The organism is Streptomyces sp. NPDC000983 (assembly GCF_040299205.1).
In the GTDB taxonomy this organism is placed as follows: Bacteria; Actinomycetota; Actinomycetes; order Streptomycetales; family Streptomycetaceae; genus Streptomyces.
The window spans coordinates 20629-46076 of record NZ_JBEPBM010000004.1 but is presented as its reverse complement, the minus strand read 5'-3'; the positions used below and the strand labels follow the sequence as shown (position 1 = coordinate 46076).

Annotated in this window: 17 protein-coding genes; 6 read left to right on the top strand and 11 right to left on the bottom strand. The window is 70.6% G+C overall.

Translation table 11 applies throughout. From position 1 onward, the window contains the following. Positions 1–9 precede the first annotated feature (9 nt). Both ABT296_RS05880 and ABT296_RS05875 read left to right on the top strand, forming a co-directional pair. On the top strand, positions 10–588 hold the full coding sequence (locus ABT296_RS05880) for an NADPH-dependent FMN reductase (RefSeq protein ID WP_351923653.1): 579 nt from the start codon (positions 10–12) through the stop codon (positions 586–588). A 50-nt stretch (positions 589–638) separates the two neighbouring features. Beyond that, a complete protein-coding gene (locus tag ABT296_RS05875; protein ID WP_351923651.1) occupies positions 639–3137 on the top strand; it encodes a glycoside hydrolase family 3 protein in 2499 nt (832 codons plus the stop codon). A gap of 19 nt (positions 3138–3156) precedes the next feature. On the opposite strand, the gene ABT296_RS05870 is transcribed toward ABT296_RS05875, so the two are convergent. From ABT296_RS05870 to ABT296_RS05840, 7 genes are all read right to left on the bottom strand, one after another. Beyond that, positions 3157–3819 (bottom strand): TetR/AcrR family transcriptional regulator, encoded by a 663-nt coding sequence (locus ABT296_RS05870; RefSeq protein ID WP_351923649.1) that lies wholly within the window; start codon positions 3817–3819, stop codon positions 3157–3159. Positions 3820–3914: 95 nt separating this feature from the next. Then, a complete protein-coding gene (locus ABT296_RS05865; RefSeq protein WP_351923647.1) occupies positions 3915–5525 on the bottom strand; it encodes a glycoside hydrolase family 13 protein in 1611 nt (536 codons plus the stop codon). Positions 5526–5652: 127 nt separating this feature from the next. Beyond that, the gene (locus tag ABT296_RS05860) at positions 5653–6528 is read right to left on the bottom strand and encodes a carbohydrate ABC transporter permease (protein WP_351923645.1); all 876 of its coding nucleotides are present in this window, start codon (positions 6526–6528) and stop codon (positions 5653–5655) included. A 15-nt stretch (positions 6529–6543) separates the two neighbouring features. Then, positions 6544–7503, bottom strand: a complete 960-nt coding sequence (locus ABT296_RS05855; protein WP_351923643.1) for a carbohydrate ABC transporter permease — start codon at positions 7501–7503, stop codon at positions 6544–6546. Positions 7504–7618: 115 nt separating this feature from the next. Next, entirely contained in the window at positions 7619–9034 is a 1416-nt protein-coding gene (locus tag ABT296_RS05850) for an ABC transporter substrate-binding protein (protein WP_351923641.1), read from the bottom strand. Positions 9035–9378: 344 nt separating this feature from the next. Continuing rightward, a complete protein-coding gene (locus ABT296_RS05845) occupies positions 9379–13653 on the bottom strand; it encodes a discoidin domain-containing protein (protein ID WP_351923639.1) in 4275 nt (1424 codons plus the stop codon). Positions 13654–13960: 307 nt separating this feature from the next. After that, positions 13961–17338 (bottom strand): CARDB domain-containing protein, encoded by a 3378-nt coding sequence (locus ABT296_RS05840; RefSeq protein WP_351923637.1) that lies wholly within the window; start codon positions 17336–17338, stop codon positions 13961–13963. 342 nt (positions 17339–17680) lie between these two features. Between ABT296_RS05840 and ABT296_RS05835 the strand changes: the two genes are divergently transcribed. After that, the gene (locus ABT296_RS05835) at positions 17681–19723 is read left to right on the top strand and encodes a glycosyl hydrolase family 28-related protein (RefSeq protein ID WP_351923635.1); all 2043 of its coding nucleotides are present in this window, start codon (positions 17681–17683) and stop codon (positions 19721–19723) included. Between the two features lie 232 nt (positions 19724–19955). Next, positions 19956–20966: a LacI family DNA-binding transcriptional regulator gene (locus ABT296_RS05830; RefSeq protein WP_351923633.1), complete on the top strand. Its 1011-nt coding sequence runs from the start codon at positions 19956–19958 to the stop codon at positions 20964–20966. Between the two features lie 25 nt (positions 20967–20991). Here the strand turns inward: ABT296_RS05830 and ABT296_RS05825 are convergent, their stop codons facing one another. Continuing rightward, the gene (locus tag ABT296_RS05825) at positions 20992–21888 is read right to left on the bottom strand and encodes an amidohydrolase family protein (protein WP_351923631.1); all 897 of its coding nucleotides are present in this window, start codon (positions 21886–21888) and stop codon (positions 20992–20994) included. A 127-nt stretch (positions 21889–22015) separates the two neighbouring features. On the opposite strand from ABT296_RS05825, the gene ABT296_RS05820 reads away from it, so the two are divergent. Both ABT296_RS05820 and ABT296_RS05815 read left to right on the top strand, forming a co-directional pair. Further along, on the top strand, positions 22016–22462 hold the full coding sequence (locus ABT296_RS05820; RefSeq protein ID WP_351923629.1) for a hypothetical protein: 447 nt from the start codon (positions 22016–22018) through the stop codon (positions 22460–22462). Between the two features lie 34 nt (positions 22463–22496). After that, the gene (locus ABT296_RS05815; protein ID WP_351923627.1) at positions 22497–23063 is read left to right on the top strand and encodes a hypothetical protein; all 567 of its coding nucleotides are present in this window, start codon (positions 22497–22499) and stop codon (positions 23061–23063) included. Between the two features lie 55 nt (positions 23064–23118). Here ABT296_RS05815 and ABT296_RS05810 read toward each other — a convergent pair whose 3' ends face one another. From ABT296_RS05810 to ABT296_RS05800, 3 genes are all read right to left on the bottom strand, one after another. After that, positions 23119–23526 carry a hypothetical protein gene (locus ABT296_RS05810; RefSeq protein ID WP_351923625.1) on the bottom strand — a complete coding sequence of 136 codons (408 nt, stop codon included), beginning with the start codon at positions 23524–23526 and terminating at the stop codon, positions 23119–23121. Positions 23527–23694: 168 nt separating this feature from the next. After that, positions 23695–24534, bottom strand: a complete 840-nt coding sequence (locus tag ABT296_RS05805) for an endonuclease/exonuclease/phosphatase family protein (RefSeq protein ID WP_351923623.1) — start codon at positions 24532–24534, stop codon at positions 23695–23697. 111 nt (positions 24535–24645) lie between these two features. Further along, positions 24646–25233 carry a dihydrofolate reductase family protein gene (locus tag ABT296_RS05800; RefSeq protein WP_351923621.1) on the bottom strand — a complete coding sequence of 196 codons (588 nt, stop codon included), beginning with the start codon at positions 25231–25233 and terminating at the stop codon, positions 24646–24648. Between the last annotated feature and the right edge of the window lie 215 nt (positions 25234–25448).

The window sequence follows — 25448 nt, the reverse complement described above, 5'->3', positions numbered from 1 at the left end:
AGTCCCTCCATGAGCCACCTCATCGTCGGTATCGGCGGTACCACCAGGCCCGGTTCCAGCAGCGAGCTGGCCGTCCGCGCGGCCCTCGACGCCGCCGGGGCCCGGGGCGCGCACACCGAGCACTTCGGCGGGGCGTTCCTCGCCGCCCTGCCGCACTACGCGCCCGAACGCCCCGAGCGCACCGCCGAACAGCTCCGCCTGGTGGAGGCGGTCCGCCGGGCCGACGGCATCGTGATCGGCTCCCCCGGCTACCACGGCGGCTTCTCCGGCCTGGTGAAGAACGCCCTGGACCTGCTGGAGGACCTCCGCGACGACAGCCGCGTCTACTTCGACGGGCGCGCCGTCGGCCTGGTGGTGACCGCGGCCGGCTGGCAGGCCGGCGGCACCACGCTGGCGGCGCTGCGTTCCGTGGTGCACGCGATGCGCGGCTGGCCGACGCCGCTGGGCGTGATGCTGAACTCGGCCCAGGGCCCGCTCTTCGCGGGCGACGGCACCTGCGTCGCCCCGGCCGCCGCCCAGCTGGACCTCCTCGGCGGCCAGGTGTACGAGTTCGCCCGCGCGCACAGCCCGGCTCCGGCCGGCGTCTGACCGGCCCCGCCTCCACCCCCGCCGCTCCCCTACCGAGGACCTCCCCCACGATGACGACTGTCGACGATCTCGCCCGCCTCACGGCCGGCGCCGACATGCACAGCACCCATTCCGGTGCCGCGCTCGGCGTGCGCGCCCTGCGCCTGGTGGACGGCCCGATGGGCGTCACCGGCGGGCGCCTGGACGAGCGGGACATCGCCCTGCTCACCCCCTGCGCCACCGCCCTGGCCGCCACCTGGGACGACGCGCTGGTGCGCGAGGTGGGCGGGCTGCTGGGCGAGGAGGCGGCCGAGTACGGCGTCGACATCCTGCTCGGCCCCAACCTCAACCTCACCCGCAGCCCGCTGAGCGGCCGGTCCTTCGAGCACTTCGGGGAGGACCCGCGCCTCGCCGGAGCGCTCGGGGCGGCCTGGATCGAGGGGTTGCAGAGCAAGGGCGTCGCCGCCTGCGCCAAGCACCTGGTGTGCAACGACTCGGAGACCGACCGGCACCGGCTGGATGTGCGGGTGGACGGACAGACGCTGCACGAGGTGTACCTGGCCCCGTTCGAAGCCGCTGCGCGCGCCGGCGTCTGGACCATGATGGCGGCCTACAACAAGGTCGGCGGCGTGCACTGCGCCGAGCACCCGGGGCTCCTCGACGAGGTGCTGCGCCGGACGTGGCGGTGGGACGGCGTGGTGATGTCCGACTGGTTCGGCACCCACTCCACCACCGCCTCCCTCACGGCCGGGCTCGACCTGGAGATGCCGGGCCCCGCCCGGCAACTGGGCGCGCGGGCCGCCGACGCGGTCCGGGCCGGGGAGGCGACCCGGGAGCGGCTGGAGGTGACGGCGGCGCGGCTGGCGGAGCTGTCCCGGCGCACCGCGGTGAAGGCGGACCCCCGCCGGGCTCCGCGGGCGGCGCGGGAGCTGCTGCGCCGGGCGGCCGCCGACGCCTTCGTGCTGCTGAAGAACGACCGGTCGCTGCTGCCGCTGCCCTCGCTCACCGACGGCGGCACGCTGGCCGTGGTGGGCCCGGGTGCCGCCGATCCCGTCCTCCAGGGCGGCACCTTCGCCCGTGTCTCCCTCGACCCACGGGTCCGCACCCCGCTGGAGGCGCTCCGGGCCGAGGCGGGGGCGGGCCGGATCCGTCACGAGCAGGGCACCGAGGCGCGCGACCGCGTGCCGCCCCTGGCCCCGCTCTCCCCCGTGGCGGCCGACGACCCCACGCAGCCCGGTTTCACGGTCACCTACCACCGTCTCGCCGCGGACGGCACGCCCTCGGCACCCCTGTTCCGCGACGTACGCAACACCCATCTCGTCGTCTGGTTCACGGAGCTGCCCGGGATCGGCGCACTCGACGAGCTGCCGTCCGAGGAGAGCGCCCTGGTCCGCGCCTCCTGCCTGCTCACCCCCGCTCGGACCGGCACCTACGACTTCCGTATCGCCGGCACCGGATCGGTGACGCTGCGCGTCGACGGCGAGAGCGTCGGCACCGGCGGCTCCCGCGCCCTGCCCGCCGATGTGATGGGGGCACTGCTGCGCGGCGAGGTGACCCGCGTTCCGGTCGAACTGACGGCGGGCCGACAGGTGCGGATCGAGGTCGAGATGCGCCTCGGCGGCGGCAGGCGGGCCCACGGTCTGTCCTTCGGCGGGCGCGCGCCGGTCCCCGACGGCCTCCTGGACCGGGCGGTCCGGGCGGCACGGGAGTCGGACACCGCCGTCGTCTTCGCCGGGGTCACCCAGGACAGCTCGCTGGAGAGCCAGGACCGCACGAGCCTGGCGCTCCCCGCCGACCAGGAGGAACTGATCCGCCGGGTGTGCGAGGCCAACCCGCGCACCGTGGTCGTGGTCAACGCGCCCTATGCCGTCGACATGCCCTGGGCCGACAAGGCCGCGGCCGTGCTGCTCACCTGGTTCGCCGGGCAGGAGTACGGACCCGCCGTCGCCGACGTCCTGCTCGGCCGCAGCGAGCCCGGCGGACGCCTGCCCGTGACCCTGGCCCTGCGGGACGCGGACCACGGCGCCCTGTCGACCGCGCCCGACGGCGACGGCCGGCTCGCCTACCCCGAAGGGCTCCTCACCGGCTACCGCCACTTCGACCGGCACGGCATCCGGCCGCGCCACGCCTTCGGGCACGGCCTCGGCTACGCCGACATCCGCTGGCGCTCGGCCCGGCTGAGCCCCGGCACCGCGGGCGACACCGCGACCGTCTCGGCCACCCTGCGCTGCCACGGCGACCGCGCGGGCAAGGAAGTCGTCCAGGTGTACCTCGCTCCGCTGGACGCCGGCCGGGAGACGCCCGCCGGCCGGCCCGAACAGCAGCTGGCCGGCTTCGCCACCGCCCGTCTCGCGCCCGGCGAGGAGCGCTGCGTGGAGGTCGGCCTGGACCCCCGGGCGTTCTCCGAGTGGAGCGAGCGGGGCTGGGCCGTCCGCGAGGGCTGCTGGGAGATCAGGATCGCCCGCTCCAGCCGGGACGTCTTCCAGCGCTTCGCGGTGTACGTGGACGCGGAGGGCCGGCTTCTGCCGGGCCCGGGCGCGGCACCGGCCGACGGCCCGGGCAGGGCGTGAGCGTCGCCCGGCCCCGAGTTCAGGGCCGGGCGGTGTGGTGCAGGAAGGCCAGACACATGGAGCCGAGATCCTCGACGAGGACCGGCAGATCGCTGCCCTCCGCCGCGGTCGGCGCGACGTCCAGCGCGAGGGCACGCGCCAGGACGGCGTAGACGGTGGTGAAGCAGGAGATCACGGCCCGCTCCGGGTCGGGGTGGCCGATGTCGTCACGGCGGGTCAGCAGCAGGGCGGTGAACCGCTCCCGCATGTCCAGGTACTCGGCCTTGCCCAGCCGGGCGACGTCCTCGTCGATGGCGCCGCGCTGCTGGAACGCGCCGAGGACCTTGCCCTCGCGCTGGAGGAGCACGGAGAACTCCGCGACCAGTCCCGGCAGCAGTTCGCCCAGGCCGGCGCCCTCCCACCGCGCGGGGTCGGTGAGTTGGGAACCCACCTCCAGCATGTGGTCGTGGAAGCGGGCCTGGGCCGCCCTGAGCAGTTCGTCCTTGCCGTCGACCCGGGTGTAGATCGACCCCACGGACACCCCGCTGCGGCGGCTGACCTCGGTGAGGGTGAACCCCGCGTACCCCTTCTCGCCCAGCAGTTCCAGTGTGCAGTCGAGCACTCGGTCGAAGGAGCGTTGGCTGCGCTCCTGCTTGGGGGCGCGGACACCGGACAGGTTGGCCCGGGGCGGGGTGGGAGACATTCTGCGAGTTTACGCGCCCCGGGTCACCGGGCCCGGCCGGGATGCCGCCCTCGCGGGGCGGCTCGCCGGGTCCGGGCTCCCGGTCGCGCGGGGCGTCACACGCGCAGCCACACCGCCGTGTCCCGCGGCAGCCGCCCGTGTCCGTCGAGCGGGCCGCTGGCGAGCAGCAGTTCCCGGTGTTCCGGCAGGGCGACGGCGTCGTCGGAGAAGTTGACCACGCACCGCACGCCCTGGGAGCGGGCGAAGGCGAGCACGCCGTCCGGTGAGGGCAGCCAGTTCATCGTGCCGTCGCCGAAGCCGCGGGTGGTACGGCGGATCAGCAGCGCCTGTCGGTACAGCGCGAGCATGGACGAGGCGTCGAGGCTCTGCCGGTCGACGGCGTACGCGGCCCAGTGCGCGGGCTGGGGCAGCCAGGGCTCGTTCGGCCCGTCGGTGCCGAAGCCCGCGTGCGGGCCCTCCTGCGTCCAGGGCAGCGGGACGCGGCAGCCGTCGCGGCCCGGGTCGGTGCCGCCGGAGCGGTAGTGCATGGGGTCGAGGATGCGTTCGCGCGGGATGTCGGCCTCGGGCAGTCCCAGTTCCTCGCCCTGGAAGAGGTAGACCGAGCCGGGCAGGGCCAGGGTCAGCAGGGCGGCCGCCCTGGCCCGCCGGGTGCCGAGCGCGAGGTCGGTCGGGGTGCCGAACGCCTTGGTCGCGAAGTCGAAGGCGGTGTCCTCGCGGCCGTAGCGGGTCGCGGTCCGGGTGACGTCGTGGTTGCACAGGACCCAGGTCGCGGGCGCGCCGACCGGGGCGTGCTCGGCGAGGGTGGCGTCGATGACGGCACGCAGCCGGGCCGGCTCCCAGGGGCAGGTGAGGAAGTTGAAGTTGAAGGCGGTGTGCAGTTCGTCGGGGCGCAGATAGCGGGCGAAGCGCTCGGCGTCGGGCAGCCAGACCTCGCCGACGAACATGGCGCCGTACTCGTCGGCGACGGCCCGCCAGGAGCGGTAGATGTCGTGCAGTTCGTCCTGGTCGACGTACGGGTGGACGTCGGCGCCCGCCGCGAGGTCGGGGAGTTCGGGGGCCTTGACGAGCAGGGCGGCGGAGTCGATGCGGACTCCGGCGACTCCGCGCTCGAACCAGAAGCGCAGGATGTCCTCGTGCTCCCGGCGCACCTCGGGGTGGGCCCAGTTGAGGTCGGGCTGCTCGGGGGTGAACAGGTGGAGGTACCACTCGCCGTCGGGTACCCGGGTCCAGGTGGTGCCGGAGAACTCCGACGGCCAGTCGTTGGGCGGGAGTTCGCCGTGTTCGCCGCGTCCGGGGCGGAAGTGGAAGCGGGCGCGCTCCGGGCTGCCGGGGCCGGCGTCGAGGGCGGCCCGGAACCAGGGGTGCTGGTCGGAGACGTGGTTGGGCACGATGTCGACGATGACCCGGATGCCGAGGGCGGCGGCCTCGGAGATCAGCTTCTCGGCCTCGTCGAGGGTGCCGAAGGCGGGGTCGACGGCCCGGTAGTCGGCGACGTCGTAGCCGCCGTCGACCATGGGCGAGGCGTACCAGGGGGTGAACCACATGGCGTCGACGCCGAGTTCGGCGAGGTAGGGCAGTCTCGCCCGTACGCCCGCGAGATCACCTGAGCCGTCGCCGTCGCCGTCGGCGAAGCTGCGGGGGTACACCTGGTAGATGACGGCGTCGCGCCACCAGTCGTCGGTGCGGGGCGGGAGAGGGGCTGCCACGTGACGGTCCTTTCGGGCAGGGCTGGTTCTTCGCCGCCGTCCCGGACGCTGCGGGGCGTGGTCGGACGGGACGGCGGCGAAGGCTTCATGGTGGACGAGCGGGCCGGGCGGATGGTCCGCGCGCGGGTCAGCCCTTGAGGCTGCCGGCGGTCAGGCCGCTCATGATGTTGCGCTGGAAGACCAGGAAGATGAGCAGGGTCGGCAGGGAGGCGATGGTCAGCGCGGCGATCAGGACGTTCACCGGTACGCCGTTGGAGAGGGAGTAGATACCGACGTTGAGGGTCTGCTTGGCCGGGTCGGGCAGGGTGAGCATCGGCCAGAGGAAGTCCTTCCAGATCCCCACGACGGCGAAGATGGACACCACTCCCAGGATGGGCCGGGAGATCGGCAGGACGATCGACCACAGGATGCGCGTCGGGGAGGCGCCGTCCATGGCCGCCGCGTCGAGCAGTTCCTGGGGGATGGAGTCGAAGAAGCGCTTGAGCAGGAAGATGTTGAAGGCGTTGGTGACGGACGGCAGCCAGATCGCCCACGGTGTGTTGAGCAGGTTCCGCTCGAAGATCGGCACGTCGAGGACGGTCAGGTACTGGGGTACGACGAGCACGGTGGCGGGGATCATCAGCGTGGCCAGCATCATGCCGAGGATGGCCTTGCCGAGCACCGGGCGCAGCCGGGAGAGCGAGTAGGCGGCCGCGACGTCGAGGACGAGCTGGAAGGCGAGCGCGCCGAAGGCGTAGAAGCAGGTGTTCAGCAGCAGGGTGGCGAGGTCCATGACCTCCCAGGCGCGGCTGTAGTTCTCGGGGGTGAAGGACTCGGGCACCAGGGTCGGCGGGGTCCGGATGACCTCCTGGGTGTCCTTGAAGCCGCTGGAGACCAGCCAGTACAGAGGGCCGAGGAAGACCAGGGTGAAGCCGCCGACGACGACGGCGAAGGTGGCCCAGTACAGGAACCGGCCGCGGGGCTTGGCGAGTTGGGCCGGTGAGATGAGGGTGCGTGTGGACATGGGGTCTCTCCGGATCTACTCGTCTTCGGAGCGGCTGAGCTTGACGTACGCCGCCGAGAACGCGGCGAGCAGGACGAGCAGGAGCAGGCCGAGCGCCGCCGCGGCGCCGTAGTTGTTGAAGTTGAAGGCGTACTGGTAGATGAGGTAGACGACGGTCGTCGTGGATCCTTCGGGGCCGGCGCCGCCGGTGAGCAGGAAGGGTTCGACGAAGACCTGCATGGTGGCGACGATCTGCATGAGCAGCATCAGCGACAGGATCAGGCGGGTCTGCGGGATGGTGACGTGCCAGATCTTGCGCAGGAGGCCGGCGCCGTCGAGTTCGGCCGCCTCGTACAGCTCGCCGGGGATGCCCTGGAGGGCGGCGAGGTAGATGAGGGTGGCGCCGCCCATGTTCATCCAGGTCGCCGCGACGACCACGGAGAGCATGGACAGGTCGGGGTCCTGGAGCCACTGCTGTTCGGGCAGGTGGAGGAAGCCGAACACCTCGTTGAGCAGGCCGTAGCCGGGGTCGTAGAGGTACTTGAAGAGCAGGACCGAGGCGACCGGCGGGAGCATGACGGGCAGGTAGACCAGCAGGCGCAGGTAGCCCTGGCCGTGCCGGAACTCGTTGATGACGAGGGCCACGACGAACGGCACCACGAAGCCCAGCAGCAGGGCCAGCACCGTGAACAGGAGCGTGTTGCGCCAGGCCTGCCAGAACGCCGGGTCGTTGACGACGGTCCGGAGGTTGTCCAGGCCGACCCAGGTGGTGGTGCCGTCCTCGGTCTTCTGGAAGGCGAGCAGGAACTCCCTGATCATCGGGTACCAGGAGAAGAACGCGAAGCAGAGGACCGCGCCGATGAGGAAGCCGTGGGCGGTGACGTTGCGGCGCAGTTCCTTGGCGAAACGGCCGCCGTCGGGCCTGGAGCCCGCTCGGGGCGGGGTCGAGCGGCGGGGGGTGTTCGCCTTTGTCGGGGTCAGGCTCGGGGCCGACATCGTCGCTCCTTGGTGCTGATGGCCGGGTTGCTGTCTGACACGGGCCGGGGTGGTCCGGGGTGCGCGGCGGCCCGGCGGGGGCGGGGGTGGAGCCCGCCCCGGCCGGGGATGCCGGTCAGCCGGTGGCGAGGACCTGGTTGACCTGGGACTCCGCGGTGTCGAGGAGCTTGTCGATGTCGGCCTTCTCGTTGGTGAGGATGCCGGACATGACGTTGTCGAGGACCTTGTAGACCTCCTGCGCCTTGGCCGGTTCGGCCTTGCCGGCGACGGGGTTGTCCATGAACGTCCTGAAGTTGGCGACGGGCATGGTCGCGTTCTCGGCGCGTGCGGCGTCGTCCTTCGTCTTGGACTCGTTCAGCCAGAAGTTGGGCTGCGGGACGCCGACGGGGAGCTTGTCGGCCTTGGTGCGCGCCCAGTCGAACTGGCCCTTGCCGACGGTGAGGTTCTTGAAGTTCAGCCAGGCGATCGCGGCCTTGACCTTGTCGGACGAAATGCCCTTCTTGATCATGTAGTTGTTGCCGCCGGCCAGGGTGGCCTTGCCGCCGGGGATCGGGCCCATGCCGAAGTTCTCGTACTCGGCTCCGAGTTGCTGGACCATGTAGGCGATGTCGTCGGGCGCGGCGAGGAACATGCCGAGCTTGTCGGTGGCGATCTGCTTCTGCAGGTCGCCCCACTTCAGCAGCTGGGTCTTGCCCATGCTGTCGTCCTCCCAGCGCATGGCGTGGAGGTTCTCGGCGACCTGCTTGCCGAGGTCGGTGTTGAAGGCGGCCTTCTTGCCGCTCGCGTCCACGACCTCGCCGCCGACGCTGTACATCTGGGCGGTGAAGTGCCAGCCGCCGGTGTTGCCCGCGCTGTACTCGCCGAATCCGGCGACGCCGTCACCGAGGTCGGCGATCTTCTTGGCGGCGGTGCGGACCTCCTCCCAGGTGCGCGGCGGGCTGTCGGGGTCGAGGCCGGCGTCCTTGAAGAGCTTGCGGTTGATGAGCAGGCCCATCGTGTAGTTGCTGGTGGGCAGGCCGTAGAGCTTGCCCTCGTGCTGGAGCGAGCCGAGGACGTTGGGGTCGATGTCCTTGAGGAGGGGCACCGACTTGTCGTTGACGTAGGCGGTGATGTCCTCCGCGCCGTCGTGGTCGAGGACCTGCGGCAGGTCGGTGAAGTACGTGTAGAACACGTCGGGCTGCGACTTCGCCTTGAGCATGGCGGTGAACCGCGGCGGCTCCAGGCACTGTCCGGGGGTGGAGCGGCCCTCGATCGTGACGTTCGGGTACGTCTTGTTGAACTCGGCGACGTCCTCGTTCCACTCCTTCAGCTCCGCCGCCTTCGCCTTGGGCGGCATGCAGTCGATGGTGATCGTCACCTTCGTCTTGGGGTCCAGGGGCGCGGACGGGTCGGCCGAGGAGTTGTTCCCGGACTCGTCGTCGCTGTCGTTACTGCTGCTGGTGCCGCAGGCGGCGAGCGCGGTCAGCGTGAGTGCGGAAACGAGGGTGACCGCGCAGACACGGCGGACACGGCGGATCCGGGCACTTCTCATGAGTGGCCCCCTTCGGGCATGTGCGTGGAAGTCGCCCCATCGCTGATGCGCTGTGAGGCGTGGCACACTCAACCACCACCGACAAGTGAGCGCAAGATCTCGCGCTGATTTCGTAATTGCTCGACAAGACTCTGAAGCTGATCGGCTGCACGGGCCCGCTCCCTCTCATATCGGCGCACGATGCACAGGTAAGCCGCTGCAAACTTTCGACGAGGCGGGGGAATCCCTGGTGCGACCGTGGGCGGCTCGCCCGCGGGCGTGGGCCCTCACGGGCACGACAGTGCCGCCGAGGCCCTGGAGGGGCCTCGGCGGCTTGCAAGCGCGTGTGTGCGCCCGCTCGGGAACTACGGGTTTCTGTTGATCCGGAACGTGGACGTGGTGTTGCGGATGTCCACCGCGTTGCCGCTCATCGTCAGGCCGTTGAAGGTCACTTCACCGACCGCCGGCCCCTGCCCCGCCTCGGGCATCTCGTTAGCCCACAGCCCGAAGCCGGACTTGGCGTCGTAGGCGTCCCCGCTCTTGCGGGCGCCGGTGATGGAGATGTCGGTGAAGACGGTGTCCTTGATCGGGAACTGCGGCTGACCGCCGACGTAGTTCGTCTGGAACATGACCCCGCTGTAGGTGGGGTCGACGATGTCGACGTTGTTGACCCGGATGCCCTGGAAGACCTTCGAGGCGGAGAACACCCAGATGCCGGGGAAGGTCTGGTTGCCCCAGAAGTGCCCGCCGGCCCGGACGATCGAGATGTTCTCGAAGGTCGTCGGCTCGGTCCCGAAGCCGTTCATCGGGTAGCCGAAGTCCAGCGACGAGATCGTGATGCCCGAGTAGACCAGCGTGTCCGCGATGTGGATGTTGCGGAACGTGTTGCGGTAGCCGCCGTAGACGGCGAGGCCCGCCGCCCTCCAGGTGAGCGTGGTCGAGAGGTTCTCGTAGACGTTGTTCAGCATGTCGGCGCCGCCGGCGTCGATGGCGGAGAACAGCGCGAAGCTGTCGTCGCCGGTGGCGCGGGCGTCGTTGTTGGTCACGTGGTTGTCCGTCGACCCGTTGGTCATGTTGACGCCGTCGGCGAACATGTTGCGGATGCGGGAGTTCTTGATGGTGATCCGGTCGCTGTTGGCGCCCCAGTACAGGCACACCATGTGCTCGTTCCAGATGTCGTCGATGGTGACGTCGGTGACGTTCGCGAAGTCGAAGACCTTGCCGGGTCCGTCGATGCGCGAGGTGTAGTTGCCGAAGTAGGCGAAGCCCTGGAACAGCGAGCCCTTGGCCGTGTTGTCCGCGCGGAAGCCCACATCGGTGTTCTCCTGCGTGGACGGCGCCTTGAACCTCGTGTACCAGGGTCCGGCGCCGACCACCTTCACGGCCTTCCCGTACACCTGGAACTTGCTGCCGGTCTCGTAGGTGCCCGGCGGCAGGTAGACGCCCTCGTAGGCGGTGTTCATGCGCGCCTGGTCGAGGGCGGTCTGCACGGCCTGGTGCGTGAAGCCGGCCGGGACGACATAGCGGGCCGGGTCGGGGTTGGCGACGGGGGCGACCTGCTCCGTGTTGATGAAGTCGATCGCGTACGTCGAGGTGTTCGCCGCGTCCTTCTGCAAACGGATCCTGCTGCCCGCGGGCACCGTCTCGTCGAGGAACATGTTCGCCTCGTCGTAGATGTGCCGGGGTCCGCCCGCCGACGGCGCGTTGCCCGGCGAGGCCTCCGCCCCGTACAGCCAGGCGTACTTGGAGGTCAGGGGCATCGCCTTCTTGAAGGTGCCGTTGACGTAGACGTTGATGGTGGAGTCGATGCCGCCGCCGCCCGCGGCGTCCGGGATGGAGAAGCGGGTGACCAGGGTGTTGGTCGCTGCGCGGGTGGTGAACTCGACGTACTCGCCGGTCGCGTCCAGGTTCACCGCCTTGCGGCCGGACGCCTCGCCGGCGATGTCACCGACGGTGCGGTTCGGCCCGACGACGGCGGCGCCTCCGCCGGCCGTGCCGTCCTCCGCCTCGTACATGTCGTACGGCATGTTGGCGCCGCGTCCGACGAACAGGGGCTGTGAGGTGGTGTTGTTCTCCCTCTTCACCGGTAGCTCGTTGCCGTCGGCGGCGACGGTGACCTTCACCGTGTAGGAGCCGTTGGCCGCGGTCCACGGTCCCAGGTCCACGGTGGCCGAGGCACCCGCGGCGAGGGCGCCGCTGTGCGCGCCGGTCAGCGTCCTGACGGTGTCGCCGGAGGAGTTGACCAGCGTCAGGGTCAGCCCGTGCGAACCGCTCGCGGAGGCCACCGTGCCATGGTTCCTGACCGTGGCCTTGAAGGTCACGTTCTGCCCGGCGGACGGGCTGGACGGCGAGGTCGTCACGGAGGAGACGACGAGGTCGGAGCTGTCCACCGGCCGTACGACGAGCGAAGTGGGGCTGGTGTAGGTGTTGTTGCTCTCGTTCTGCTCGATGACCCGCTCGCCCTCGTCGGCGACGGCGCTGAGCTGGTAGGTGCCGGCGTCCCGGGCGCCGAGGGAGGCGGTGACGGTGGTCTGCGCCCCGACGGCGAGGGCGCCGACGTCCGCCGAGGCCACCTTGGTGCCGCCCAGGCGCAGCGCGACACTGCTGGCGGCCGCGGCGGCGTCGCCGTTGTTGCGGACGACCGCGGAGACGGTGATCGTGTCGGACTCGACCGGCGCGGACGGCGTCGTGGTCAGGGAGGTGACCACGAGGTCGGGGTTGGGAGCTGGGGTGCCGATGATCTGGACCTCGGCGACCTGCGCGCCGGGCGCGCCGGTGTTGGAGGTGAAGCGGAGCTGGACGTCGGCGACGCGCGCGGCCACGGGGATGGTGACCGTGTTCGCGCCCGACGCCGGGTTGAAGGCGTAGTCGCGGGCGGCGACCAGGCTGCTGAAGGACGAGGCGCTCTGCTCACGGCCGAGGACCTGGATGTTCTGGGTGCGTGCGCCCCAGGCCGCGTCCGGGTTGAGCTTGACCACGACGCTGCTCACCTCGGCGTTGGCGTCCAGCTTCGTGGTGAGCGTCGCGGGGAGGCCGGCCGACTCCCAGTAGGTGGCGGTGTTGTTGTCGTTGGCGTTGGCCGCGACGAACGTCTGCGTCGTCGAGGAGCCCTCGATCGGCTTGCCGACCGCGAGGTTCGACCCGCCCGAAGTACCGTTGCGGGTAACGGAGTTGCTGAACGCCGACACGTTGCCCGCGGCGTCCTTGGCGCGCACCTGGTAGGTCACCGTCGCCGACGCCGGCTGGGTGTCGGTGAAGGTGGTGACGTTCCCGGCGACGCTGTCCCGCAGGACGTTGTTGGCGTAGACGTCGTAGCCGGTCACGCCCGTGTTGTCGCTGGAAGCCGTCCAGGCGAGCCGGATCTGCCCGGCCGAGGGCTCGGTGTACTGGAGGCTGCCCGGCGCGGTGGGTGCCTGGGTGTCGCCGGACTCGCCGATGCGGGTCACGGTGTTGCTGTCGCCGGACTCGTTCCCGGCGGCGTCCTTGGCGCGTACCCGGTACGACACGGTCTGGCCGGCCGGGCGGGTGTCGGTGAAGGTGGTGACGCTGCCGGAGACGGTGGTCAGCAGCTCCCCGTTGGCGTAGACGTCGTACCCGGTCACACCGGTGTTGTCGGTGGAGGCGTTCCAGGTGAGCCTGATCTGCCCGGTGGCCGGCTGGGTGTAGGCGAGGCCGGTGGGGGCGGTCGGCGGCTGGGTGTCACCGGTGGCGGGGCCGTAGATCTCCAGCTCGGAGATCTGTGCCGCCGGGTGCTCGGTGTTGGCGGTGACGAGGACCCTGACGTACCGGGTGGTCGTGGGGTCGAAGGAGATCGTCGCGGACTGGCCGTTCCCGGCGTTGAAGGCGTATGCCTGGGACGCGGTGAGGTCGGTGAACGCGGTGCCGTTGGAGCTGCCCTGGATCTTCAGGGTCTGGCTGCGGCCGCCCCAGCCGTCCGGCAGCCGGAGCACCACGCGGTCGATGCTGCGGCCGGCGCCGAGGTCGGCCTGGAGCCACTGCGGGAAGGCGTTGTTGGCGGACTCCCAGTAGGTGGCCTTGTTGCCGTCGTTGGCGTTGGGCGTGCCGTAGCCGCCCTGGCTGCCGCTCGCGGTCAGGGTCCGGCCGGCGGCGAGGTTGCCGGAGGAGCCGTCGGCGGAGTGCACCTCCAACTCGGAGAGCTGGGCCGCCTGCCAACCGGTGTTCGCGGTGACGTTGACGCGGACGTAGCGGGTCTGGGCGGCCGGGAAGGCCACGGTGACGGTGTTGCCGTCGCCGGGAGTGAAGGCGTACGTGGCGGAGGTCTTGAGCGTGGTGAAGCTCGTGCCGTCGCTGCTGCCCTGGAGGGAGAGGGTCTGGTTGCGGCTCTCCCAGGAGGCGGGCAGCTTCAGGACGACCTCGTCCACCCGGGTGGTGGCGCCGAGGTCGGTCTGGACCCACTGGGGCAGTGACGCGCCCGCGCCCTCCCAGTAGGTGGCCTGGTTTCCGTCGGTCACGTTGGCGGCGCCGTAGCCGGACTGGGTGCTGCTGGCGGCGGCGGGGTCACCGAGGGCGATGTTGGGGCCTCCGGCGGCGGAGGCCGACAGCGTCGTGGTGCCCAGAGCCAGGAGACTGGTGACGATCACGGCGCAGATGCTCCGTGATCTCCAGTGCTGGGTTCTCATCTGTCCCCGATCTCGGCCCCGCCCGCCCTGCGGACGGCGGGGCACGGCTCAGTCGGAAGTGCGAGACGCTCAACGTTTCATTTTTTCGTTGAGCGATCGGAGAGTTGCAGAGATCCGTCGCTTCGTCTACCGGTTCGGAGTCGGTGATTTCACTTGGGAGACCGGGGTGTGCGCAGGGCCGTGGTACACCTGACGGCGGGCATGGCTGAGCGGGCTTCCGCGGTCACCGGAGCGGTGGCCGCGGAAGCCCTCGGGCGTCAGGTGCCCGTGAGGAGGCCCTGGGGCGTCAGGTGCCCGCAGGAAGGGGCTAGGAGGCGGCCCCGTTGATCACGAACTGGGACCCTGGTTCGACGACCACGTGCCCCTGGGCCGAGTTGGTGACGGTCACGTCCGTCAGGGTCGCGCTCCCCCTGGCGCCGCCCATCGCCAGGATGCCGGAACCGTTGTTGGACCGGTCGATGTCGACGTTCTGGATCTGCACACCCGGTGTCGATCCCCCTCCGTTCTTGAACTGGATGCCGTCATAGGTGGAGTCGAGGATGTCCGTGTCCCGGATCGTGACGCCCGGGATGTCGGAGGAGGCGGCGAAGAGCGTGATCGCGCCGAACTCCTGCGCCTCGCCCCAGAAGGCCCCGCCGGTGCGGTGCAGGGCGTTGTTGGCGATGAGGGTCTGCCCGGAGAAGGGCAGCGGGTCGTGGTCGGTGGCCAGCATGATCCCCGGGTAGTTCATGGTGTCGGAGATGATGTTGTTCTCGATCCTGTTGCCGTAACCGCCGTAGACGGCGATGCCGTTGGCCCGCCAGGGCAGCTGGACGGTGTTGTTGCGGAAGGAGTTGTCGTGGCCGATGTCCACCGACTGGTCCTTGACGTACTTGCTGGCCCACACCGCGAGCGCGTCGTCGCCGGTGTTGCGGAACGAGGAGTTGTAGACGGACGAGTTGCGGGTGCCGTTGGCGAAGTTGATGCCGTCGGCGTAGGTGTTGCGGATCCGCATCCCGGTGAACTCCAGGCCGTCTCCGGGTCCCCACAGCTCGGGGATGTTGGAGTAGTCGCGGCCCACCCACACGCCGACGTTGGCGTGCTCGATCCACACGTTGCTGATCCGGGTGTTCTTGCCGAACCTGCCGTTGAGGCCGACACCGCCCTCGGCGCCGCCGTCGCCGCCGCGGATCGTGCCCGAGCCGAAGATGGCGATGTCGGAGATCCGGGTGTTGTCGTCGATGTCGAAGCCGAAGTTGCCCTCGTGCGGGTGGTTGATGCCGCCCGCCTGGTGGGGCGGGGTCAGGGTGTACAGCTGGGAGTGCCACATGCCCGCGCCGCGGATGGTGACGTCGCGGATGCCGACCTGGTTGTGGGTGCCGCGGTTGAGCGGGTCGTCGGTGAGGATCTTCTGCTCCTGGCGCCACTGCCCCGCGGGGATCCAGACGCAGCCGATCTCGCCGTTCTGGTCGGCGGTCACGGCCCGCTGGATGGCGGCCGTGTCGTCGATGCCGTCGTTGGGCACGGCGCCGTAGGTGGTGATGGAGGTGCACCCGTCGGGCTGGGTCGCCGCGGGGGCCACCTGCTCCAGGTCGATGAGGTCGACGATGTAGTAGGAGGCGGTGTCGGAGGCGTCGCGCTGCAGGCGGAACTTGGTGCCGGCCGGGTAGGTCTGGGTCAGCAGCGCGTTGGACTCGTCGAAGAGCCGGCGCGCGTCACCGCCGGGGGTGTTGGTCAGGCCCTCGGGGTCGTCCGTGGACCCGTACAGCCAGCTGTGCTTGGAGGAGAGGTTGAGCTTGCGGACGAACTGGCCGTCGGCGTAGAGGCTGAGGGTGGCCTGCTGCCCGCCGCCGCCCGCCGCGTCCGGGATCGAGTTGCGCACCACGATGGAGTTGGCCGCGTTGGTGGAGGTGAACTCCACGAACTGACCGGTGGAGTTGAGCCGCACGGACTTGCGTCCGGAGGACTCGGTGGCGAAGTTGGTGTGCCCGAAGGTCCGCTCGGCGTCGGTCTCCAGGAGCGTGCCGTTGTACTGGGCGGCCTCCGCCTCGTACTCCGTGTACGGCACGGCCGCTCCCCTGCCGACGACGACGGAGCGGGCGAAGACGTTGTTGCCCTCGTTGGTCTCGGCGAGCACCTCGGTGGCGTCGGCGGTGGCGGTGAGGGTGGCCCCGCCGTTGGTGGCGGTCCAGGTCCCGCTGATCGGCACCGAGGCGGTGGCGCCCGCGGCGATGGGGCCCGTGGTGCCGTTCAGCAGGGTGTTGCCGACGACCACCCGGGTGACCGTGTTCGTGGTGACCGCGCTGGTGCCGCGGTTCTGTACGGAGACCGTGAAGCCGACCTGCGCGCCGACCGCGGGGTTGGCGGGGTTCGTGGTGATGCCGGTGACGACCAGGTCGGGTCCGGGTGCCTGGCCCACGACGAGCTTGGACGCGGCGGTCCGGCTGTTGTTGGTGTCGTCCTGTTCGGCGACGGTGTCGGTCGGGTCGACCACCGCCGTCACGGCGTAGCTGCCGGCGGGCCGCTTGCCCACGTTCACCGGCACGGTGGCCGAGGCCCCGGCGGCCAGCGCGCCGACCTGGGCGGTTCCGGCGACGGTGCCCTCCAGGCTGATGTCGACGGTGGTCGCGGCCGAGGCGGCGGTGCCGCTGTTGCGCACGGTGGCCTCGACGGTCACGGCGTCCGCCTCCGACGGGGAGGCCGGGGTCCAGGTGAGGCCGGTGACGGTGAGATCGGGGTTCGGCGCGGCGGTTCCCACCACCTGGAACTCGGCGACCTGTCCGCCGGGGGCCCCGGTGTTCGAGAACAGCTCCAGACGTACGTCGGCGTAACGTCCGGTGACGGGGATGGTGACCGTGTTCCGGTTGCCCGAGGGGCTGAAGCCGTAGTCGGCCCGCGCCTTGAGGGAGGTGAAGCCGGTCGCGTTCTGCTCACGTCCCCACACCTGGATGCTCTGGGTGCGTGCGCCCCAGACGGCGTCGGGGTTGAGCTTGACGACCACGGCCTGGAGTTCGGCGTTGGCGCCGAGCTTCGCGGTCAGGGTCGAGGGGAAGCCCGCGGACTCCCAGTAGGTGCCGGTGTTGTCGTCGTTGGCGTTGGCCGCCACGTACGTCTGCGTCGTCGAGGACGCCTCGATGGGCTTGTTCCGGGCCAGGTTGGTGCCGTCCACCGGAGGCGGGTCGTCCGGGTCGTCACCGGTGCCGTACACCTCCAGCTCCGAGAGCTGGGCCGCGTTCCAGCCGGTGTTGGCGGCGACCTGGACCCGTACGTAGCGCACGCTGGTCCCGGGGACGGCGATGTTCACCGTGTTGGCGCCGCCCGGGTTGAAGGCCCGGGCCGAGGACGCCGACAGGGCGCTGAACGACGTCCCGTCGGTGCTGCCCAGGACGCTCAGCGTCTGGGTGCGCGCCTCCCAGGCGGTCGGCAGCTTCAGGGACACCTCGGTGACCTCGGTGGCGCCGCCCAGGTCCACCTGGACCCACTGCGGGAACGAGCCCGCGGGGCCCTCCCAGTACGAGGCCTGGCTGCCGTCGGTGACGTTGGCGGCCGGGAACCCGCCCAGTGTCCCGCCGGCGGTGGCCGGTCTGCCGAGCGCCAGGTTCGGCCCGTCGGCCGCCTGCGCGGTGACGGGCAGCAGACCGACCGCGATCATGCCGCCGATCACCGTACTGGCGAGCGTGCGCCAGCAATGCCGCTTCCATCTCATGGACAACCCTCTTGTTCCAGGTGTGGGGACGTCGGCCACGACAGGGCTCGTCACCAGGTGACCGACGGCGGCCTGGCGACAATTCACAGTGCGCACTTTGATCTTTTGAGGTATTCAGTCAATCTTTTGCATCACATGAGCCACAGGTTTCTACCGGGTGACGGCTTTGTCAACGGCCGTGACGCGACGGGAAGTTGGGAACGCTCCCGCAGGGCGCAACTTGGAGAGAGTTGTCACTCAATCTCCACACACAAGAACGCAAAAGTGTGCGCACACCTTGTGTGACCGGACATGGCGCGCTTACTGTCCCAGCGCTCCCGCCACCGACAGAAGCGAGCCACGATGTTCAGGAGACATGCTCAACGCCGGTCGGACAGCGGCACGAGGGCCGCGGCTCTCCTGTCGGTGACGCTCGCGGTCGCCACCCTGCTCCAGGGCGCGGCCTCGGCGGCACCCGCCCGGCCCGACGCCCCGGACCGCCACCGGGCACCGGTCGTGACCCGGGCCGCTCTGGACCCGGCGCTCGTCGCGGGCCGCGGGGCCGCCGTGGACTTCGACGAACAGGAGGCGGAGAACGCCCGCACCGACGGCGAGGTCATCGGCCCCGACCGGACGCCGTACACGCTGCCGTCCGAGGCGTCGGGACGGAAGGCGGTGAAACTGCTGCCCGGCCAGTACGTCGAGTTCGTGCTGCCGCGCGCCGCGAACGCGCTGACGGTCCGTTACAGCATCCCGGACGCGCCCGGCGGGGGCGGCATCACCTCCCCGCTCCGGGTGTCCGTGTCCGGCGGGCACCAGACCTCGATGAAGCTCACCTCCGCGTACTCCTGGCTCTACAACCAGTACCCCTTCACCAACGACCCGCAGGCCGACCTGCTCCACCCCGACTGGTGGATCACCGAGTGCTCCTGCGTGCCCTCGCAGGCCGAGGAACCCCCGCGGATCTCCAAGCCGTTCCGGCCCACCCACTTCTACGACGAGCAACGCCTGCTCCTGGACCGGACGTTCCGCGCGGGTGAACGCGTACGGCTCACCGTGCCCGCGGGTGCCCCGGCCGCCTGGACGGTCGTCGACCTGCTCGACTCCCAACTGGTGAAGCCCGCGTACGTCGACCCGAGAGGCATCGACGTCCGGCGCTTCGGCGCCGACCCCACCGGCCGCAGGGACGCCGCACCGGCCATCGAGCGAACCGTCGAGGTGGCCCGGCGCACCGGCCGCGCCGTCTATCTCCCTGCCGGAACCTTCAGCGTCAGCCGGCACATCGTGGTCGACGACGTGACCGTCAAGGGCGCCGGCAGCTGGCACACGATCGTCAAGGGCCGCCAGGTCACCCTGGACGAGCCCGCGCCCGACGGCTCGCTGCACACCGGCGTCGGGTTCTACGGGAAGAGCGCCGCCGACGGCGGCAGCCGCGACGTCCACCTCTCCGGCTTCGCCATCGAGGGCGACGTACGCGAGCGCATCGACACCGACCAGGTCAACGGCGTCGGCGGAGCCATGAGCGACTCCACGATCGACGGGCTGTACATCCACCACACCAAGGTCGGCCTCTGGTTCGACGGACCCATGTCGAACGTCCGGGTCACCAACAACGTGATCACCGACCAGATCGCCGACGCGCTCAACTTCCACACCGGCGTGACCGATTCGCTCGTCCACAACAACTTCGTCCGCAACACCGGCGACGACGGACTCGCCATGTGGTCCGAGAAGACGGCCAACACCGGCAACGTCTTCTCCCGCAACACCGTCCAGTCCCCCGTCCTCGCCAACGGCATCGCGGTCTACGGAGGCCGGGACAACACCGTCGCCGGCAACCTCGTCGCGGACCCGGTGCGCGAGGGCAGCGGGCTGCACGCGGGCGCCCGGTTCGGCTCCGAGGCGTTCGCCGGGCGGCTCGACTTCACCGACAACACCACCGTCCGCGCGGGCACCCTCGACCTGAACTGGAGGATCGGACTGGGCTCGATCTGGTTCTACGCCCTCGACGGGAGCATCGACGCGGACGTGCGCGTCACCGGCGACCACTACCTCGACAGCACCTACAACGCGATCATGCTCGTCAGCGAGTACGGCGTGAAGGACCGGTACTCCATCCCGAACGTGCACTTCAAGGACGTCCGGGTCGACGGGACGGGCACCTCGGTCGTGAGCGCCCGGGTCAAGGGGTCCGCCACCTTCGAGAACGTCGACGCCCGCGGGGTCGGCGCGGTCGGGGTGAACAACTGCGGGTCGTTCAACTTCCCGCCGACCGGCTCGGAGTTCACCCTGGCCGACCGGGGCGGCAACGACGGCGGATGGCTCGGCGCGTGGCTGCTGCCCAACACCATCACCTGTGACGACCGCCCTCCGGTCGTGCCTCCCCCGGCACCCTCGACCTGGTGAACCGAGCCGGTGAGGCAATGACGCAAGACCGGTGATGCAAGGAATTTCCTCACTACTTCCACCTTGATTTCAACAATGACAGCACCTTTTGCAGCCCGTCGCCGAGGCGCGATGGGCTGCGGAAGGCTGAGGCCCACCCGGACCGCTCCACCCCGGGCCCCGGCGCGGGCCGGAACGGCTGTCTGACTACCAAAGGCAAGCGGCTTGCAGAATTTGCGCTAGTCTTGCGCGCATGACGCGACGACTTGCTCAGGTGGCGAAGAAGGTGGGGGTCAGCGAGGCCACGGTCAGCCGGGTCCTCAACGGCAAGCCCGGGGTCTCCGAGGCGACCCGCCAGTCGGTGCTGACGGCCCTGGACGTCCTGGGGTACGAGCGGCCGACCCAGTTGCGCGGTGAGCGCGCGCGTCTGGTGGGGCTGGTCCTCCCCGAACTGCAGAACCCGATCTTCCCCGCGTTCGCCGAGGTCATCGGCGGCGCGCTGGCGCAGCTGGGGCTGACGCCGGTGCTGTGCACGCAGACCAAGGGCGGGGTGTCCGAGGCCGACTACGTCGAGCTGCTGCTCCAGCAGCAGGTGTCCGGGGTGGTCTTCGCCGGCGGCCTGTTCGCCCAGGCCGACGCCTCCCACGAGCACTACCGCCTCCTCCAGGAGCGGAACATCCCGGTGGTGCTGGTGAACGCGCCGACCGAAGGGCTGGACTTCCCCACGGTGTCCTGCGACGACATGGTCGCCGTCGAGCAGGCCTGGCGGCACCTGGTCTCCCTGGGACACGAACGGATCGGCCTGGTCCTGGGCCCCGGCGACCACGCGCCCTCGCGCCGCAAGCTCGCGGCGGCCCAGCGGGCGGCCACCGCCTCGGGCCGCGAACTGACCGACGAGTTCGTCGAGCGGACGCTGTTCTCCCTGGAGGGCGGCCAGGCCGCCACCGCCCGGCTGCTGGAGCGCGGTGTGACCGGCATCGTGTGCGCCAGCGACCCCCTGGCGCTCGGGGCGGTGCGGGCGGTACGCCGCGCGGGGCTGAAGGTGCCGGGCGACGTGTCGGTCGTCGGCTTCGACGACTCCGCGTTCATGACCTGCACCGAGCCCCCGCTGACCACCGTGCGTCAGCCCATCGAGGCCATGGGCCGGGCCGCCGTCGACCTGCTCGTCGCGCAGATCCAGGGCAGCGAGGTCCCCATGGGCGAGCTGCTCTACGAACCCGAACTGGTCGTCCGAGGGTCCACCGCGCAGGTCAGCGCCCCCTAGGCGCAGAAGCCGCCCCAGACAGCGGCTACAGCCCGAACACCCGGGCCGCGTTGTCGTGGCACACCGCCCGCAACCACTCCCCGCCCAGCTCCAGCCCTTCCAGTGCTCGGAGCTGGTGCAGGTAGGGGTAGGGGATGTTGGGGAAGTCGGAGCCGAGCAGAACGCGGTCGCCGAGGGCGGCGACCCGGGGCAGGGCCCGGCGCGGGAAGGGCATGAAGGACTCGGAGAAGTCGGTGAACGTCATCGTCGTGTCGAGCATGACGTGGTCGTACCGTTCCGCGAGGCCCAGGAACTCCTCGTACTCGGGCATGCCCATGTGGGCGACGATCAGCCGCAGTCGGGGATGGCGGGCCAGGACGCGGGCCACTGGTTCGGGGCCGGTGTGCTTGCCCGGCGCGGGTCCGGAACCGCAGTGCGTCACCACGGGGACACCGGCCTCGGCCAGCACTCCCCAGGCGGCGTCGAGGCGCTCGTCGGCCGGGTCGTAGTCGCCCACCTGCACATGGGCCTTGAAGACCCGGGCCCCCGACTCGACGGCCGCGCGGACGTAGTGCTCGACGCCCGGCTCGGGGAACAGGGTCGCGGTGTGCAGGCAGTCGGGGGTGCGGGCGGCGAAGTCGGCCGCCCAGCCGTTCAGCCACTCGGCCATGCCGGGCTTGTGCGGGTAGAGCATCGCGGTGAAGGCCCGCACCCCGAACCGGCGCAGCACCGCCGTCCGTTCGGTCTCCTCCTCGCGGTAGGTGATCGGCCACCCCAGTCCGCCGATCAGCGGCCCGTTGGTGTCGAAGTACTCCCAGACCTTGCGCAGCACGCGCTCCGGCATGAAGTGGGTGTGCACGTCGATCAGCCCGGGCAGCCCGAGCCCGCCCCAGAAGTCGCGGATCGCGCGCGCCTCTTCGTCACCGTCGTCGGCATCGATCATCAGGCCAGGCTAGAACGAACGCCCGTGCGACAACACCGCGGGGAGGCGGAACCGTTCACTCGGGCCTCGTGTCCTCCTTCGCGGGAGGTGGTTCCACGCCGGGGACCGCCTGGGAAGGGGGCCTGTCGTGGGGCAGCTACGAGAGGGAGCACGGTTAGGGGCGTACGCGGTCGCCGGGATCGTCGGCCTGGCGGTGCTGTACGTGGTCGGGGTGTTCGCCTTCGGCGGCGCGGCCTGGATCACGGCGCCGTTCCGGGGTGAGGCGGACCAGCGGGAGAACACCGTCGCCTCGGGCGAGTTCCGGCAGACGACGTACGAGGAGTTCTTCGACCTGTGCGCCGCCGCGCAGAACGCGGAGGGGACGATCGAGGCGCTCCAGGAGGAGCGGGACACGGCCTCGGAGACGCGCAGGACGCACATCGACCAGTCGATCACGGCGCTGACGACGACCCGGATCGAGTCGGTCAACTCCTACAACTCGAAGGCGGCCCAGGAGCACCGCGCCGCTTTCCGGGACAAGGACCTGCCGTACCGGCTGGACCTCGACGCCGAGCGCACCACCTGCACCGACTGATCCCCGACGCACCCAGGGAAGAGGGCAGCACCGCATGAAGAAGTTCGTACGCATGGCACAGGCCACCGTCCTCGCGCTCGTCGTGGGCGTCGCCCTGACGTCCTGCACCGACGACTCCAGCCAGGACAAGGAGAACGCGGCCAAGCAGGAGAACTACGACCGTCTCGTGGCGCAGCAGCCGGCGGGCCGCATGGAGTACTCGCCGACCCGCGAGGCGATCAACCAATGGGTCAGCACATGGGGCAAACGCGGGAAACTGTCGTACGTCTACATCCAGAACGCCAAGGGCGAGTACGGGTACTTCATCATGAAGGGCCTGCCGGTGCCGCGCTGCAAGATGCTCACGCCGACCGAGCGCGTGGAGTCCTCCTCCAACGGCATCGCGGTCCTCGCGCAGCCCGGCATGGACGGCACGTACACCTCGGGCTCCACGTGCAACGCGTACTACGGCTTCGACGCCACGACGAACGCGTACATGGAGTTCACGGTCGGTACGAACCAGTCGTTCTTCCTGTTCGACAAGCCGATGTCGATGCCGGAGTACGCCGACGCCAAGCAGCTGGGACCGTCCTCGGTGAAGGACGTCGAGAAGCGGCAGTGACCGAAGGACGCGGCGGGGGGCCGGCCGAACCGGTCCGGCCCTCCCCCGCGTCCGGTCAGGCGGCGTCCAGGGCGCCGGTGATCCTGCGCGTCAGGTCGGCCGCGACGGGACCGGGCCCGCCCTTGCTGACCCGCGCCGCCGCTTCGACGGCGACCAGGACGATGCCGCGGAAGTCGTCCGCCTCGGCCGGATGCCGCTCCTTGAGCAGACCCATCGCCGCCGTCAGCGCGGGCAGTACGCGGTCGGCGAGTTCCGCCACGGACCTCCCGCCGAGGTCTCGGACCGCGGACCGCTCGGCGAGCACGTGCCCGACCGGGCCGACGGCCGTGGCGAGGGCGAGGGATCCGTGCGTGGCCGCCTTGTGGGCCGAGCCGGCCGTGGCGGCGATCAGCGACACGGCGCCGTAGGCCGCGGTGCGCAGGGTGTTCTTGTCCTGGTCGGTGAGGGCGGGGGTGACGGTCATGGCTGGTTGCTCCCTGTGGGTCCGTGGCGCCCCCGCTGCGGGGCCGCTCCGCTTTCCTGATGAGCAGAGCTTGCGCGCGCCCGCTTTCAGCACGGTCGCACTCCGGTGTCAGCCCGCCCTCGGACCGTGCCCGGCGGTGAAACCCCCAGGTGAGGACCCCGGAAGGGGTCAGGTGAGCGGGGCCAGGTCCGCGTACACCATGTCGTGGTCGGAGACCTCGGTGGGGCGTACCCGCTGGGTGAGCGGGGTGATGTCGCGGAGGAAGATGTAGTCGAACTTGCTCTGCCAGTCGGTCGTGGTGGCGCAGCCGGCGCCGGGCGAGGGGTGGCAGTCGGGGTCGGCGTCGACCGCGAGTTTCCACATCGGCGCGAGTTCGGGGGCGTCCGGGACGGCGTTGAAGTCGCCGATGACCAGGGCCCGGTCGTAGCGGGCGACGGCGGCGGCGAGCACGCGGGTCTGGGCCTCCCGGATCGGTTCCTGGCGCCGCTCGGCGAGGTGGGTGTTGAAGACGCGGACGGGCCGGCCGGCCACCTCGGTGGTGACCGCCATGTACCCGCGGTCCTCGGATCCGCCCTCGGGGTACTCCACGCTGACGTGGTCCGTCATGGGCGACGCCGACAGGATCGCCTGCCCGTAGCCTCCCGGGTTCCACGGCAGTCCGCCACAGCGGCCCCAGTTCCTGAGAACCGCGCCGTACTCGACGTGGTAGACCAGCCCGTGCAGGTTCTCCAGATGTTCCCGGATCCGCTCCACGTCGCTGACACAGGCCTCCTGCACGCCGATGACCTGGGGCGCGTACGCGGCGATCTCGGCGGCCCGTTCGACGTTGCTCTCGTCGCACGGGTTGCAGAGGTTCCAGGTCAGGACCCGGTTGGGTACGACGTCCTCGGCGCCCCGGGCGGGCAGCGCACCTGAGACGAGGGCGCCGATGGGTGTGCTGGGGCCGACCAGGGCCAGACAGGCCACGATCATGGCACTCGCGAGAAGCCGCGTGTCCCGTCCGAGCATCGTCTTCCCCTCGCCGTGGACACCCGTCGCATGCGGTGTCCCCTGTCACGAGGCTATGCGACGAACCTGTCGGTCCCCTGTCCGGACGGTGGCGGACGGGGTCCGCGCCGGTCAGTTCCCGCGGTCGATCCGGAAGCGCAGGTGGGTGACGCGCGGCGAGGCGAGGAGTCTGGTCCGCTCCAGTTCGACGCGGTCCGCGCCGAGGTGTTCGAAGAGCCGCCGTCCGTCGCCCATGAGCACGGGCGCGAGCTGGAGGTTGATCTCGTCGAGGAGGCCCGCGGCGAGCGCCTGCTGGGCGACGTCCGCGCCCATCAGCGCGATGTCCTTGCCGCCGGCCACGGCTTCGGCCCTGCGCAGTGCGTCGGCCAGGCCGTCGGGGACGAAGGTGAAGGTGCCGCTCTTCATTCCGCACGGCGCCAGGGGGCGGTGGGTGAGCACGAAGCACGGCAGCGGGAAGGGGGTGTCCTGCCAGACCTCCACCCCGACGTCGTAGGTGCGCCGGCCGAGGACGACCGCGCCGGTGGCGGCGGACACCTCCTCGCCGACGGCCGAGTCGACCTCGTCGGTGGGGGTCCGCAGGATCCAGTCGTGCAGGCGCAGGCCGCCTCGGCCCATCGGGTGCTCGACGCTCACATCGGGGCCCGCCATGAAGCCGTCGAGCGACATGGTGACGTGCAGGACGACCTTGCTCTTGTTCATGGGAGTGACACCTCTCCGGGCGGCCGCGGTCGGGCCTCCGCCGGATCAGACCGTCCGGCGCCGCCGAACTCATCGCTCCGGACCGGGCCACACCGTCGCGCGTCCGGATTCCGGCTGCCCCGGACCATCATCCGGACGGCTCAACTCCGTTACACGGAAAGGAATGTGGCTTCTCTTTACGCGGCGCTCACACGCGGGTAACTTCCACCGACGAA

Excerpts from the sequence above, each read along its gene's own strand:
- ABT296_RS05840 (WP_351923637.1), bottom strand. The coding sequence starts at position 17,338 with ATGAGATGGAAGCGGCATTGCTGGCGCACGCTCGCCAGTACGGTGATC.
- ABT296_RS05800 (WP_351923621.1), bottom strand. The coding sequence starts at position 25,233 with ATGAACAAGAGCAAGGTCGTCCTGCACGTCACCATGTCGCTCGACGGC.
- ABT296_RS05815 (WP_351923627.1), top strand. The coding sequence starts at position 22,497 with ATGAAGAAGTTCGTACGCATGGCACAGGCCACCGTCCTCGCGCTCGTC.
- ABT296_RS05860 (WP_351923645.1), bottom strand. The coding sequence starts at position 6,528 with ATGTCCACACGCACCCTCATCTCACCGGCCCAACTCGCCAAGCCCCGC.
- ABT296_RS05880 (WP_351923653.1), top strand. The coding sequence starts at position 10 with ATGAGCCACCTCATCGTCGGTATCGGCGGTACCACCAGGCCCGGTTCC.
- ABT296_RS05850 (WP_351923641.1), bottom strand. The coding sequence starts at position 9,034 with ATGAGAAGTGCCCGGATCCGCCGTGTCCGCCGTGTCTGCGCGGTCACC.
- ABT296_RS05810 (WP_351923625.1), bottom strand. The coding sequence starts at position 23,526 with ATGACCGTCACCCCCGCCCTCACCGACCAGGACAAGAACACCCTGCGC.
- ABT296_RS05835 (WP_351923635.1), top strand. The coding sequence starts at position 17,681 with ATGTTCAGGAGACATGCTCAACGCCGGTCGGACAGCGGCACGAGGGCC.
- ABT296_RS05855 (WP_351923643.1), bottom strand. The coding sequence starts at position 7,503 with ATGTCGGCCCCGAGCCTGACCCCGACAAAGGCGAACACCCCCCGCCGC.
- ABT296_RS05870 (WP_351923649.1), bottom strand. The coding sequence starts at position 3,819 with ATGTCTCCCACCCCGCCCCGGGCCAACCTGTCCGGTGTCCGCGCCCCC.
- ABT296_RS05805 (WP_351923623.1), bottom strand. The coding sequence starts at position 24,534 with ATGCTCGGACGGGACACGCGGCTTCTCGCGAGTGCCATGATCGTGGCC.
- ABT296_RS05875 (WP_351923651.1), top strand. The coding sequence starts at position 639 with ATGACGACTGTCGACGATCTCGCCCGCCTCACGGCCGGCGCCGACATG.
- ABT296_RS05830 (WP_351923633.1), top strand. The coding sequence starts at position 19,956 with ATGACGCGACGACTTGCTCAGGTGGCGAAGAAGGTGGGGGTCAGCGAG.
- ABT296_RS05845 (WP_351923639.1), bottom strand. The coding sequence starts at position 13,653 with ATGAGAACCCAGCACTGGAGATCACGGAGCATCTGCGCCGTGATCGTC.
- ABT296_RS05825 (WP_351923631.1), bottom strand. The coding sequence starts at position 21,888 with ATGATCGATGCCGACGACGGTGACGAAGAGGCGCGCGCGATCCGCGAC.